The sequence below is a fragment of the Vibrio sp. SCSIO 43086 genome (assembly GCF_051132235.1).
Lineage (GTDB): Bacteria > Pseudomonadota > Gammaproteobacteria > Enterobacterales > Vibrionaceae > Vibrio > Vibrio diabolicus.
Map to the genome: position 1 here is coordinate 627,577 of NZ_CP072677.1, position 13,766 is coordinate 641,342.

Genomic DNA, 13,766 nt, shown 5'->3' on the forward strand with positions numbered 1-13,766 from the left:
AAGCGAAATAAATAGATTGAGTTAATCGAAAAAAACGATAATAGCAAAACTCTTAACTCGATCACTGGAACGGCGGTAGATACAAATACAATTATGAATAAATGGCCCAGTTTGAAGCAGTTGCACTACTTAGTCACACTGCATGAAACAAGACATTTTAGTGACGCTGCAGAGCGTTGTTTTGTCAGTCAGTCGACTTTAAGTAAAGGTATTCAAAACTTAGAGGAATTGATTGGTTGTCCATTATATGAAAAGAAAGACAAGAAAAGTCCACTGGTTTTTACCCAAACAGGAGAAATGGTAGTAAAGCAGGGGCGAGAGCTGTTAGCAAAAGGGCAAGATTTGGTCGAGCTTGGACGTATGTGCCAAGGCGACGATATGCAAGGCCAGCTAAAAGTGGGATGCATACCAACAATTGCTCCGTTTTTACTGTGTGATTTGGTGCAAGAGGTTAACTACCGTTTCCCACAACTGAATCTTTTATTAAGAGAAGACACGACAACAAACTTACTTCAAGCGCTTAGACACGGTGAGTTGGATGTACTCATTTTAGCGTTGCCAGTCGAAATTGACGGTATGGAAAGCCGAGTGGTGGGTAAGGATCCGTTTCGAATGGTTATTAGTGCGAATCAAGCCCAATCGGTGCCTGTGCCGATTCGTTACGCAGATTTACCTGACGAATCCGTCTTTTTATTAGAGAAAGAGCATTGCTTAACGGAACACGCGGTATCAGCGTGTAAATTAACAGATAAAGAAAAAATTAATCCGTTTACAGCAACCAGCCTTCATACTTTGGTGCAAATGGTTGCGAATGGTTTGGGAACAACGTTCATTCCTCAAATGGCTATCGACCACGGCCTGCTGCATAACCAGAACTTAGTCGTGATCGATCCCCCAGGAAAGCAAGCCTATCGCGAAATTGGCTTAGTTTGGCGTCCGAGTTCATCAAGAACGAAAACATTTAATCAGCTTGCAGAAGTCGTTTCCGAACTGCTTTAGCTATTAGTATTAGCCTCTACATCTCCATTATTTATCTAAAAGCGCACTGAAAACAGTGCGCTTTCTAGTATTTTATTCTGTTGGTGAACTTTGACTTGTAAAATTTTACAGCTCTTCTTTGATGAAGCTTTCATAAAATAGTGAAATTTCACAATGTTAATTTTACACAAAACCTAGTATGTCTTGTTTGACCCTTGTTTGAATCCACCTTGCCAGCCCTTGTGAATACAAGGCGTTTGTTTGCCAGTCTATATTCATACACTCGTTTGAAATGATAAATCGACCTTAAAATTAATGTAATTTAATTACGTAATAACTTACAAAAATAGGTGTTCGATAGGCGGTTTTTACCCTGCCGAATAAAACTTCGAATTTTCTGTTTTGTTTATCTTGGGGGTTTCGTTAAACCCTTTGTTGAGATAGCTTATTTAAAGGCCGATAAGACTTATGTCTAGATTGAAAATACACATAACATTACGCAATCTATCGACATGGCTAGACGAGTTGAACACAAAGTTAAAGGATGTAATTTGTTGTTCATAACTTACAAATGTAGCTTTACGCTGACTGCCCAAGATGGATAAAGCACGTTAAGGATGAATGATTATGCTTGCTCAGACAGAACAAAAAACACAACAACTAAAGCAAACCCAAGGCATGCTTGAGGTGAATGGAGTCGTTGCTCCAGAACATCAAGCAATTTTCCCTGTTGAAGCCCAAACCTTTTTATCTCTACTGTGTGAAAAATTTGCTGGACGTGTTGAGCAGTTGATGGAAGCACGAGAAGAGAAGCAAGCGCGTATCGATGCAGGTGAGCTGCCAGACTTTTTACCAGAGACACAAGACATCCGTGAAGGAAGCTGGAAGATCCTGGGAATCCCACAAGATCTGCAAGATCGCCGTGTGGAGATTACCGGACCAACTGATCGCAAGATGGTGATTAACGCACTGAATGCGAATGTAAAAGTGTTCATGGCAGACTTCGAAGATTCAATGTCTCCAGCATGGAGTAAAGTGCTGGATGGGCAAGTGAATTTACGCGATGCCGTGAATGGCACCATCAGTTACACCAACCCTGGCAATGGCAAGCATTATCAGCTGGAAGATGACCCAGCGGTGTTGATCTGCCGTGTTCGCGGCCTTCATTTAAAAGAAAAACACGTTACGTGGCACGGTCAGATCATTCCAGGTGCGCTATTCGATTTCGCTCTGTACTTCTATAACAACTACAAAGCGTTACTTCAAAAAGGCAGCGGCCCTTATTTCTACATTCCGAAACTACAATCGCATCACGAAGCGAAGTGGTGGAGCGAAGTGTTCCATTTCACGGAAGACTATTTCGGTCTTGATACAGGCACCATCAAAGCGACTGTGCTGATTGAAACTTTACCAGCCGTATTCGAAATGGATGAGATTCTGTTCTCACTTAAAGAACACATCGTTGGTTTGAACTGTGGTCGCTGGGATTACATCTTTAGCTACATCAAAACCTTGAAGAAGCACTCAGACCGAGTACTGCCAGATCGCCAAGTGGTTACGATGGATAAGCCATTCTTGAACGCTTACTCGCGATTATTGGTGCGTACTTGTCATAAACGAGGTGCTTTCGCGATGGGAGGAATGGCCGCCTTTATCCCAGCGAAAGACCCGCAAGAGAATCAAAAAGTATTAGACAAGATCCAGACTGATAAATCGCTAGAAGCAAACAATGGTCACGACGGTACTTGGGTAGCTCATCCAGGTTTGGCTGACACCGCGATGGAAGTCTTTAGTGCTGTACTGGGCGAGCGCACCAATCAATTGGATGTGAGTCGTTCAGAGGATGCACCTATTACAGCGGCTGAACTACTTGAGCCTTGTGAAGGCGAGCGGACAGAAGCCGGAATGCGCCACAATATACGTGTTGCGCTGCAATACATAGAAGCTTGGATTTCTGGTAATGGTTGTGTACCGATTTATGGCTTGATGGAAGATGCGGCGACAGCTGAAATCTCTCGCGCTTCTATCTGGCAATGGATTCAACACGGCAAGTCGCTAGATAACGGATTGAAGGTCACTAAGGATCTGTTCGAGCTCTATCTAAAAGAAGAGATTGAAGTCGTGAAGCAAGAAATTGGCGAGCAGCGCTACCAAGCGGGTCGATTTGAAGAAGCGGCAGACTTGATGGCAAGGCTCACTACGAGCGATGAGCTGACCAACTTTTTAACAGTTCCTGGTTATGACTACCTGGATTAATAAAGAATAACTGTAACACCAATAACGTGAAGGATTTTCAAGGCAGATAGGGAAGTACTGCCTGAGAACGGAAACTCAACGCACACGCATAAAGTGCAAATTATAAAGAGGGATAGACCAATGACTAACTTAACTCGCCGCCAACAAATTGAAGCTCTGGAAAAAGACTGGGCAACTAACCCACGCTGGAAAAATGTGAAGCGTACTTACACTGCCGAGGAAGTGGTGGAACTGCGTGGCTCTATGGTGCCTGCAAACACAATTGCACAACGTGGTGCAGACAAACTTTGGTCACTGGTCAACGGTAGTGCGAAAAAAGGTTACGTAAACTGTCTTGGTGCGCTAACGGGTGGTCAAGCCGTTCAACAAGCTAAAGCAGGTATTGAAGCGATTTATCTGTCAGGCTGGCAGGTAGCGGCGGATAACAACACCGCTTCGACGATGTATCCAGACCAATCTCTTTACCCAGTAGATTCTGTACCGTCAGTAGTAAAGCGTATCAACAACTCATTCCGTCGTGCAGACCAAATTCAGTGGGCTGCTGGTAAGACGCCTGAAGATGAAGGTGGTATTGATTACTTCCTACCTATCGTAGCGGATGCTGAAGCGGGCTTTGGTGGTGTGCTTAACGCTTACGAACTAATGAAATCGATGATCGAAGCCGGTGCCGCGGGCGTTCACTTTGAAGACCAGTTAGCATCGGTGAAAAAGTGTGGCCATATGGGTGGTAAGGTATTAGTTCCTACGCAAGAAGCGGTACAAAAGCTCGTTGCAGCTCGTTTGGCTGCTGATGTGGCGGGTACAACAACCTTGGTTATTGCTCGTACTGATGCGAATGCGGCAGATCTCATTACTTCAGATTGCGACCCATACGATAAAGACTTTATTGAAGGTGAGCGTACTCAAGAAGGTTTCTACCGCGTTCGCGCTGGTATCGACCAAGCCATCTCTCGCGGCCTAGCTTACGCACCGTATGCAGATTTGATCTGGTGTGAAACAGCGACGCCATGTTTGGAAGAAGCACGTAAGTTTGCAGAAGCGATTCACGCTGAATACCCAGATCAATTGTTGGCATACAACTGTTCGCCGTCCTTCAACTGGGAGAAGAACCTAGATGCAGAAACCATTGCTAAGTTCCAACAAGAGTTGGCAGACATGGGCTACAAGTACCAATTCATCACGCTAGCAGGTATTCACAACATGTGGTTCAACATGTTCGAACTGGCACACGCTTATGCTCAAGGTGAAGGTATGCGTCATTATGTTGAGAAAGTTCAGCGTCCTGAATTCCAGGCGGCAGAAAAAGGCTATACATTTGTTGCACACCAACAAGAAGTTGGTACAGGTTACTTCGATAGAATGACCAATACTATCCAAGGTGGTAACTCTTCAGTGACCGCATTGACAGGTTCGACCGAAGAAGACCAATTCTAATTGGCAGAGAAACACTTCCTTAATCAGCGTCAGTAATGGCATTTTGAGCGGCAACCCTGCCGCTCTTTTTTCGTTTAAAACGTTTAAGAAACGAAATTTACACCCAAGATAACGCGTTTGCGTATTATTCTTCTGGCTCGATTTCTTCGGGTTCCACTTCTTCTTGCAGTTCCAATAAGTTAATCGCAATGGTCACAAAGTCACTGTCAGTAATGATGCCTACCAATCGACCCTTGGTGACAACAGGTAAACAGCCAACTTTGTGCTTTTGCATGTAGATAGCGCTCTCTTTAAGCCCCGCGATGGGTTCGGCCGTCATGATGTTAGTGTGCATCATTTCGTAGAGCGGTGTATCTAGAGTAAAAGATTGTTCAGCCTCATCTGGGTGCAAGCTCGATTCTTGAGCAGCAAGAATGTCGCGTTGAGTCACCAAGCCTTGTAAGTGGTTATTGGCATCAACAACCGGAATATGTCGAATATCAAGCGCATCCATCATGCTTTTTGCATCACGCAAGGTGTGCGTGCGCAGTAAGGTATGAGGATTACGAGTCATCATGTCTTCAACCTTGATCATAGAGACCTCCAGCGGCATTGTCCTTCTCTTAAATATAGAGAATATTTTTCTGTATATCTGGGAGCTAACTCGTTTTTCATCAATTAAATAGCACAATACACTTGCGCTTCTTTTTGTCTGCGTAATCTGTGTCTTATCGACGTTTTTATTAATTTGAATAAGTCGGTTTGCGTGCGAGTCAGTTGGCATTTTTGATTGATATTGAATGTGTACCCAAGGTAATCCAATGAATTGAATCGCACATTTTTATTCGTTGGATTTTCCAAGATTCGTCTCTCGAAGAAGATACGCTCAGGCTTACCAAATTGAAGACAGCAACCTAAATGAAAAGAACAACGTGTAACAAACTCATTACGCTGGCAGTGGCGGCATTCAGTGTGCAATCAGCACAGGCGATTGTGTTAGGAGATGAACTAACCGACTCTGTTGACCGCGTTACTTTACGAGCAAGTAATATGGCAGAGTTCCCACTGTGTGGCGGCACCATGCTGACGGAGCAGTGGGTGTTGACTGCGGCACACTGCGTGGTAATGGGGCAGGGAACGAACGAAGCAAGCTACTATGTGACCCCGCCGGGCGAGTTGTCGGTGAATGCGAATGTGCATGAACTTAATTCAGCAGGGCTTGATAACTTCTATCCGGTGTCTCACGTTGTGGTTCACCCTGATTACACGCGGATTTCAAAAGCTGAGACCGACAGTAATGGTAACGTGAAACCTATACAAACCGGTTTAGACTCAGACATCGCGTTGCTGTATCTCACGCGCCCAGTGGCAAATGCGAGCTTTGCTGATTTAGCAAACAAAGCCGACATGGAGAGTATCGAAGCGCGTTTGGCAGCGGATTGGAACGATAATTACCTGACCAATCAACGTGTCGAAAATGTGCAAGTGTTTGGGTGGGGGACCACTCAGCCGGATGCATCTGAACCTTCCAATACGCTCAAAACCACCATTAGTACATTTTTACCCATCGACAAATGTTATGAACGTTTAGAAATTGGCAGCAGTTTTCCGGGGATCATCGACTCAAGAGAAAACCAAACCAAAATTTGTACGCTACCAACGAAAAACCGAGTATTAGAGCCGGATAGCCACACCCAATATGGTAACTCTGCATGTAAAGGTGACAGTGGGGGGCCGCTGGTCGATGTGGCTACGGGAAAACAGATTGGTATTGTTAGCGGTGGACCTCTCATTCTTCCGACTTGTGGCTCTTTGACGATTCCAAGTTTCTACACCAAGGTGAGCCAATATTACGACTGGGTACAGTCTTACATTACTGCCGATGCGCCACCAAGTAGCTACATCATTGCACCGAACTTTATTAAAGAGGCTAATAACGAAGTCGGCGGAGATAAAGAGTGTCACGACGGTATTGCAACCAATAACTGTGATTTCAAAGGGTCAGATGATGATGGTGGCAGTCTGGGTCTGTGGCTATTGAGTCTATTCGTACCCTTGGCGTGGTGGCGAAGGCGTGAGGTTTGATAGGGCTATTTGAATACCAAACGAGTAAGCAGCGTTATGCGCTGCTTTGCTTTTTAATGTTCCATTTCTTTCGACTTAAACTGAAAAATAATGCCAAGTGATCGCGGTTTTTCACGTTTTATTACACTCTTCATCATGGCTTTTACAGTGATATTCTGGGGATTTGCTTGCTATTGCAGCATGTAAACATATACTAGTCTGCTGCGAAAAACTCGTCGCAATTTTATCGTCGTCCTAGACGTGATTTGACCAATATATAAGACAAGTAACATGCAAGTATCAGATTTCCATTTCGACCTTCCAGATGAACTTATCGCTCGTTACCCTCAGCCAGAGCGTACCGCTAGCCGACTATTACAAATGGACGGCAATACCGGAGAGCTAATTGATGGCACATTTACTGATGTATTGGGCCAAGTTCAACCCGGTGATCTCGTGGTGTTTAATAATACTCGTGTTATACCTGCTCGTCTTTTTGGTCGTAAAGAGTCGGGTGGTAAGCTAGAGGTGCTGGTGGAGCGCATGCTTGACGAGAAAAGCATCCTCGCGCACGTTCGCTGCTCTAAATCTCCAAAACCAGGTACAACCATCATTGTTGGCGAGAATGATGAATACTCAGCAGAAATGGTGGCGCGTCATGACGCTCTATTTGAACTGAAATTTAACGCTGATAAGACGGTATTAGAAATTTTGGAAGAAATCGGCCACATGCCGCTTCCTCCTTACATTGACCGCCCAGATGAAGATGCAGATAAAGAGCGTTACCAAACCGTATATAACCAGAAGCCAGGCGCAGTAGCGGCGCCGACAGCGGGTCTTCATTTTGATGATGTTCTACTAGAGAAAATTAAAGCGAAAGGCGCAGAGTTTGCTTACGTCACTTTGCACGTTGGTGCTGGTACATTCCAGCCAGTAAAAGTAGAAAACATCAACGATCACCATATGCACGCTGAGTACGTAGAAGTACCGCAAGAAGTCGTCGAAGCAATTAAAGCGACGAAAGCGCGCGGTGGACGAATTATTGCTGTTGGTACTACATCGGTACGCTCACTTGAAAGCGCAGCGCAAGACGCATTGAAAAAAGGGACTGAGTTGGTCCCATTCTTTGGTGATACAGAAATCTTTATTTTTCCTGGCTACGAATATCAGCTTGTGGATTGCTTGATTACCAATTTCCACCTGCCAGAATCCACACTGATCATGTTGGTGAGTGCATTTGCAGGTTATGAGAACACCATGAATGCTTACAAGCATGCGGTAGAAAACAAATATCGCTTTTTCTCATATGGTGATTCAATGTTCATCAAGAAGAAAACGATTTAGTAAAAAATAAGATTTACGAGTGCTAGCAGTAAGCTAGGAAATAGAGCAGAACCTCTGCTTTATCTCTCGCAAGGAAAAGCGACCGCTCCTTAAAGTAGGGTTGAGCCCTAAACACTCAGTCAGACTGTTTCTCTGACACCCGGAGGCATCGTGAAATTAAAATTCGATCTTAAGAAGAAAAACGGCAATGCGCGTCGTGGTCAACTGACTTTCGAACGTGGCACTGTTCAAACCCCAGCGTTTATGCCAGTTGGTACTTACGGTACGGTTAAAGGCATGACGCCAGAAGAAGTGAAAGGTACGGGCGCAGAAATCCTACTAGGTAACACGTTCCACCTTTGGCTACGTCCTGGTCAAGAAGTCATGAAAATGCACGGCGACTTGCATGATTTTATGAACTGGCACGGTCCTATTCTTACTGATTCAGGCGGCTTCCAAGTATTCAGCCTTGGCAAGATGCGTACTATTACCGAAGAGGGTGTGCACTTCCGTAACCCAGTTAATGGTGACAAGATTTTCATGGACGCAGAAAAGTCGATGGAAATTCAAAAAGACCTAGGTTCTGACATCGTCATGATTTTTGACGAGTGTACGCCATACCCAGCGACACACGATGAAGCGAAGAAATCGATGGAAATGTCACTACGTTGGGCACAGCGCTCACGTGATCACTTCGAGAAGCTAGAAAACCCGAACAACCTGTTTGGTATTGTTCAAGGTGGTGTTTACGAAGATCTACGTGATGTGTCGGTAAAAGGTCTAACGGAAATCGGTTTTGACGGTTACGCGGTTGGTGGCTTGGCAGTAGGCGAGCCTAAAGAAGATATGCACCGTATTCTTGAGCACACTTGTCCGCAGCTTCCAGAAGACAAGCCTCGCTACCTAATGGGCGTGGGTAAACCAGAAGACTTGGTTGAAGGTGTTCGCCGTGGTATCGACATGTTTGACTGTGTAATGCCAACGCGTAACGCGCGTAATGGTCACCTGTTTGTGACTGGTGGTGTGATCAAGATCCGTAATGCGAAACATAAAACGGATACAACCCCGTTGGATCCGCACTGTGACTGTTACACTTGTCAAAACTACAGTAAATCGTACCTTCATCACTTAGAGCGTTGTAATGAAATTCTAGGTGCTCGTCTAAATACGATCCACAACCTACGCTACTACCAGCGTCTGATGGAAAGTATTCGTAAAGCGATTGATGAAGATCGTTTTGATGAGTTTGTTACCGAGTTCTATGAGCGTCGTGGCCGTGAAGTGCCACCACTAGCAAAAGAACAGTCATTGACGGACTAAAAAGAATTAAAGCCTTTGGCATGTCGCCAGAGGCTTTTGCTAATAAAGTAGGCTAACGCACGTTATTTTTGAGAGAGTGATCGCTATTAGTTACTCTCAGACTTGAATCTAAAATGCGAAAGCCCAACTTGTTGGATTATCAATAAAATATAATGAGGATGTTTTAATGTTTATTTCTCAGGCTCACGCAGCAGCAGAAGGCGCGCCAGCTGGCGGTGGTTTTGAAATGCTAATCATGCTTGGCATGTTCGCAGTGATCTTTTACTTCATGATTTACCGCCCACAAGCGAAACGTGTAAAAGAGCACAAGAACCTAATGGCTTCTATGGGCAAAGGCGACGAAGTTCTAACTAGCGGTGGCCTAGTGGGTAAAATCACTAAGATTGCTGAAGACAATGACTACATTTCAATCGAGCTTAACGCGAACAATGAAGTGGTAATCAAGAAAGACTTCATCACTGCAGTGTTGCCAAAAGGTACGCTTAAGTCTCTATAAAACAGCTAAAGGATCCTCGCTGTGCTAAACCGTTATCCATTATGGAAGTACTTGATGGTATTTTTTGCCATCATCACCGCTGCGTTATACGCACTTCCAAATATCTACGGTGAAGATCCGGCTATTCAAGTTACAGGGGCGCGTGGCGCCTCTGTAGATATGTCAACGCTGGATGCTGTCACTACTGCTCTTGATAAAGAGCAACTCTCTCATAAATCCATTGCTCTCGAGAATGGATCAATTCTTGTTCGTTTTAACGACACTGACACGCAAATCAGTGCTCGTGATGTCATCAGCGAAGCGCTTGGCAAAGACACAATTGTTGCACTTAACCTTGCTCCTTCTACACCCGATTGGCTAGAAGCGATTGGCGCGTCACCATTAAAGCTGGGTCTTGACCTTCGTGGTGGTGTCCACTTCTTAATGGAAGTAGACATGGACGCTGCGATGGAAAAGCTCGTTGGTCAGCAAGAAGAAGCTTTCCGTAGCGAACTTCGTGAGGCAAAAATTCGTTATCGTGCTATCCGCCCTTCTGGCAAAGAAGCGGTAGAGGTTCTGCTACGTAACGAAGAGCAATTAGCAGAAGCGAAAGCAATGCTAGAAAAGAATCACCCGGACATGCTCTTTGTCGAATCTGATTCAAATGGCCGTTACGCTCTTACTGCGACCTTTACCGAGCAACGTTTACAAGAGATCCGTAACTACGCTGTTGAGCAAAACATTACGATTTTACGTAACCGTGTAAACGAGCTAGGTGTTGCAGAGCCTCTCGTTCAACGTCAAGGTGCAAGTCGAATTGTTGTTGAGCTTCCAGGTGTTCAAGATACTGCTCGTGCAAAAGAGATTCTAGGTGCGACTGCAACGCTAGAATTCCGTGAAGTTGACGATAAAGCTGACCTATCAGCGGCGGCAAATGGTCGCGCGCCAGCAGGCAGTGAAATCAAAATGGACCGAGACGGTCGTCCGGTTGTGCTTAAGAAGCGTGTTATTCTTGGTGGTCAAAGCATTACGGATGCAAGCTCAAGTGTCGATGAATACGGTCGTCCACAAGTTAACATCTCGCTAGACAGCGAAGGTGGTAACAAGATGTCAGCGTTCTCTAAGAAGAACATCGGTAAGCTAATGGCTACCGTGTTTGCTGAGTACAAAGACAGTGGTCGTCGTACGCCAGAAGGCAAAGTCATCCTAGATAAGCATGAAGAAGTCATCAACCAAGCGACGATTCAATCGGCTCTTGGACGTAACTTCCGTATCACGGGTATAGACTCCGCAGCTGAAGCGCACAACCTTGCACTTCTATTACGTGCTGGTGCACTGATCGCACCTATCTCTATCGTTGAAGAGCGTACTATTGGTCCATCAATGGGCCAGCAAAACATCGATATGGGTATCCAAGCGTGTATCTGGGGTATGGTTGCCGTAATGCTGTTTACGCTGCTTTACTACCGTGGCTTTGGCTTGATTGCCAACATCGCTCTAATGGCTAACTTAGTGTTGATCATTGGTGTTATGTCGATGATTCCAGGCGCTACCATGACGCTTCCGGGGATTGCTGGTATCGTGTTAACGGTCGGTATGGCGGTTGATGCGAACGTACTGATCTTCGAGCGTATCCGTGAAGAGCTTCGCGATGGGCGTAGTCCACAACAAGCTATTCACCAAGGTTACGCGAATGCATTCAGTACGATTGCCGATGCGAACATCACGACACTGATTACTGCAATTATTCTATTTGCAGTCGGTACTGGTGCAGTGAAAGGTTTCGCGGTTACTCTATCTATCGGTATCTTAACTTCAATGTTCACCGCCATTATTGGTACACGTTGTATCGTGAACCTGATTTACGGTGGCAAACGCGTTGATAAATTGTCGATCTAAGGCTGGGAATTAATATGTTTCAAATTCTAAAAGCAGAGAAGACGATCGGCTTTATGCGTTGGTCGAAAGTAGCATTCGTTTTTTCAATCTTTATGATTGCTGCTTCTATCTTCACTTTGTCAACTAAGTGGCTAAATTGGGGCCTAGACTTCACTGGCGGTACGCTAATTGAAGTTGGCTTTGAAAAACCTGCGAACCTTGAAAAAATCCGAACCGCTTTAGATGCGAAAGGTTTTGGTGATGCGACAGTACAAAACTTCGGTAGTGCTCGTGAAGTAATGGTTCGTCTTCGTCCACGTGACGACGTTTCTGGTGAAACGCTGGGCAACCAAATCATTGGTGCTATCAAAGATGGTACTGGCGAAAGCGTAGAAATGCGTCGTATTGAATTCGTAGGTCCTAACGTTGGTGATGAGCTAACAGAAGCTGGCGGTCTAGCGATCCTCGTGTCTCTGATCTGTATCCTGCTTTATGTCTCGATGCGATTTGAATGGCGTCTAGCGGCTGGTGCGGTTATGGCATTGGCTCACGATATCATTATCACGTTAGGTGTTTTCTCATTCCTACAAATAGAAGTTGACCTAACCATCGTCGCAGCACTATTAACGGTAGTCGGTTACTCGCTCAACGATACCATCGTTGTGTTTGACCGTATCCGTGAAAACTTCCGCAAGATGCGTAAAGGTGAGCCAGCCGATATCATGGACGCTTCAATCACCCAAACATTGAGCCGTACGTTGATTACCTCGGGTACAACATTGTTCGTGGTAATTGCACTGTTCATGCAGGGTGGTGCGATGATTCACGGCTTCGCAACCGCACTTCTACTTGGTATCACTGTAGGTACTTACTCTTCTATCTACGTAGCATCAGCACTAGCGCTAAAACTGGGCATCCAGAAAGAGCACTTGATGCCACCTCAAGTAGAAAAAGAAGGCGCAGAGTTCGACGAAATGCCATAAGGCAGGTTGAGAGTCGACAACAAAAAACCGCTGAGCAATCAGCGGTTTTTTTGTATCTGAATCGAGCCGTATGCTTGCAGAACCTCACTGTATGGAGAGCCTTACATTACAGCTAAGTAGATACGGTTCAGTAGATACAAAAAAGCCCCGCTCATTGAGCGGGGCTTTCTAAAGTCATCAGCGTGACGGGCTAAATATGACTTTCAAATCTTACTTAAGGATCGCGCTGTTACCGTTTTCGCGGATGTGCTTAAGGATAGATTTTACGCCACGAGCGCTTGAAGCAACAATGTTACCAGACTTCATGTACTCAGTGCCGCCAGCAAAGTCAGTTAGGATTGCGCCAGCTTCACGAGCAATAAGCTCACCTGCTGCCATATCCCAAGGTTTTAGACCTAGCTCGAAGTAACCATCAACACGGCCAGCAGCCACGTAACATAGGTCAAGAGCAGCAGAGCCGCTACGACGGAAATCAGCACATTCAGTGAATAGCGCACCAACGATCTTGATGTAAGACTCAGCGTGTTGTTTCTGTTTGAATGGGAAACCAGTAGCTAGAACAGTACCTTGAAGGTCTTTTAGTTGAGCAACACGGATACGCGCACTGTTTAGTTGAGCGCCTGCACCACGTTGTGCAGTGAATAGCTCGTTTTGCATTGGATCGTAAACACAAGCAACTTCAGTTTTGCCTTTGATACGAACAGCGATAGAAACCGCGAAGTGTGGGTAACCTTTTACAAAGTTAGTGGTGCCATCCAGTGGGTCGATGATCCATTGTACGTCTTTATCTTTACCTTCGATAAGACCTTGTTCTTCAGCAACGATACAGTGCTCAGGGTAAGACTGCTTGATAGTATCGATGATGATGTATTCTGCTTCTTTATCTACATTAGTGACAAAGTCATTAGTGCCTTTAAGAGTAGATTCTACTTTATCAGTGTTTTCTAATGATTTAGCAATATGATTGCCTGCCTTTCGCGCAGCGCGAATAGCAATGTTTAGCATTGGATGCATACGAATTTCCCAACGGATGTTAAAGAACAAATGAAAGCGGCGGCGAGTATACCAGAGATCAG

Annotated in this window: 11 protein-coding genes; 9 read left to right on the forward strand and 2 right to left on the reverse strand. The window is 45.1% G+C overall.

Annotation, left to right across the window (positions count from 1 at the left end; translation table 11 throughout):
* Positions 1-93 precede the first annotated feature (93 nt).
* From J8Z23_RS02910 to aceA, 3 genes are all read left to right on the forward strand, one after another.
* Complete coding sequence (locus J8Z23_RS02910) at positions 94-999, forward strand: hydrogen peroxide-inducible genes activator (protein WP_005383681.1); 906 nt, start codon at positions 94-96, stop codon at positions 997-999.
* Between the two features lie 606 nt (positions 1,000-1,605).
* Positions 1,606-3,234 carry a malate synthase A gene (gene aceB / locus J8Z23_RS02915; RefSeq protein ID WP_434634868.1) on the forward strand — a complete coding sequence of 543 codons (1,629 nt, stop codon included), beginning with the start codon at positions 1,606-1,608 and terminating at the stop codon, positions 3,232-3,234.
* Between the two features lie 120 nt (positions 3,235-3,354).
* Positions 3,355-4,668, forward strand: a complete 1,314-nt coding sequence (gene aceA / locus J8Z23_RS02920; protein ID WP_005381733.1) for an isocitrate lyase — start codon at positions 3,355-3,357, stop codon at positions 4,666-4,668.
* A 124-nt stretch (positions 4,669-4,792) separates the two neighbouring features.
* Here aceA and J8Z23_RS02925 read toward each other — a convergent pair whose 3' ends face one another.
* Positions 4,793-5,242 carry a CBS domain-containing protein gene (locus J8Z23_RS02925; protein WP_005391583.1) on the reverse strand — a complete coding sequence of 150 codons (450 nt, stop codon included), beginning with the start codon at positions 5,240-5,242 and terminating at the stop codon, positions 4,793-4,795.
* Between the two features lie 323 nt (positions 5,243-5,565).
* Here J8Z23_RS02925 and J8Z23_RS02930 point away from each other — a divergent pair, with 323 nt between their 5' ends.
* The 6 genes from J8Z23_RS02930 (at position 5,566) to secF (ending at position 12,690) form a co-directional block, all read left to right on the forward strand.
* Positions 5,566-6,732 carry a S1 family peptidase gene (locus tag J8Z23_RS02930; protein ID WP_434634872.1) on the forward strand — a complete coding sequence of 389 codons (1,167 nt, stop codon included), beginning with the start codon at positions 5,566-5,568 and terminating at the stop codon, positions 6,730-6,732.
* A gap of 270 nt (positions 6,733-7,002) precedes the next feature.
* On the forward strand, positions 7,003-8,055 hold the full coding sequence (gene queA / locus J8Z23_RS02935; RefSeq protein WP_046874341.1) for a tRNA preQ1(34) S-adenosylmethionine ribosyltransferase-isomerase QueA: 1,053 nt from the start codon (positions 7,003-7,005) through the stop codon (positions 8,053-8,055).
* A 150-nt stretch (positions 8,056-8,205) separates the two neighbouring features.
* A complete protein-coding gene (gene tgt / locus J8Z23_RS02940; RefSeq protein WP_005391577.1) occupies positions 8,206-9,354 on the forward strand; it encodes a tRNA guanosine(34) transglycosylase Tgt in 1,149 nt (382 codons plus the stop codon).
* A gap of 166 nt (positions 9,355-9,520) precedes the next feature.
* On the forward strand, positions 9,521-9,850 hold the full coding sequence (yajC, locus tag J8Z23_RS02945; protein ID WP_005381725.1) for a preprotein translocase subunit YajC: 330 nt from the start codon (positions 9,521-9,523) through the stop codon (positions 9,848-9,850).
* 21 nt (positions 9,851-9,871) lie between these two features.
* Positions 9,872-11,728, forward strand: coding sequence for a protein translocase subunit SecD (secD, locus tag J8Z23_RS02950; protein ID WP_006741889.1), 1,857 nt, complete (start codon positions 9,872-9,874; stop codon positions 11,726-11,728).
* Between the two features lie 14 nt (positions 11,729-11,742).
* Positions 11,743-12,690: a protein translocase subunit SecF gene (secF, locus tag J8Z23_RS02955; protein WP_005391572.1), complete on the forward strand. Its 948-nt coding sequence runs from the start codon at positions 11,743-11,745 to the stop codon at positions 12,688-12,690.
* A 210-nt stretch (positions 12,691-12,900) separates the two neighbouring features.
* Here secF and suhB read toward each other — a convergent pair whose 3' ends face one another.
* Entirely contained in the window at positions 12,901-13,704 is an 804-nt protein-coding gene (gene suhB, locus J8Z23_RS02960) for an inositol-1-monophosphatase (RefSeq protein WP_012842115.1), read from the reverse strand.
* Positions 13,705-13,766: the final 62 nt, after the last annotated feature.

Bases quoted from the DNA above. Each gene is read 5' to 3' on its own strand.
- aceB (WP_434634868.1), top strand. From the start codon at position 1,606: ATGCTTGCTCAGACAGAACAAAAAACACAACAACTAAAGCAAACCCAA.
- yajC (WP_005381725.1), top strand. From the start codon at position 9,521: ATGTTTATTTCTCAGGCTCACGCAGCAGCAGAAGGCGCGCCAGCTGGC.
- J8Z23_RS02925 (WP_005391583.1), bottom strand. From the start codon at position 5,242: ATGATCAAGGTTGAAGACATGATGACTCGTAATCCTCATACCTTACTG.
- suhB (WP_012842115.1), bottom strand. From the start codon at position 13,704: ATGCATCCAATGCTAAACATTGCTATTCGCGCTGCGCGAAAGGCAGGC.
- J8Z23_RS02910 (WP_005383681.1), top strand. From the start codon at position 94: ATGAATAAATGGCCCAGTTTGAAGCAGTTGCACTACTTAGTCACACTG.
- secF (WP_005391572.1), top strand. From the start codon at position 11,743: ATGTTTCAAATTCTAAAAGCAGAGAAGACGATCGGCTTTATGCGTTGG.
- queA (WP_046874341.1), top strand. From the start codon at position 7,003: ATGCAAGTATCAGATTTCCATTTCGACCTTCCAGATGAACTTATCGCT.
- J8Z23_RS02930 (WP_434634872.1), top strand. From the start codon at position 5,566: ATGAAAAGAACAACGTGTAACAAACTCATTACGCTGGCAGTGGCGGCA.
- aceA (WP_005381733.1), top strand. From the start codon at position 3,355: ATGACTAACTTAACTCGCCGCCAACAAATTGAAGCTCTGGAAAAAGAC.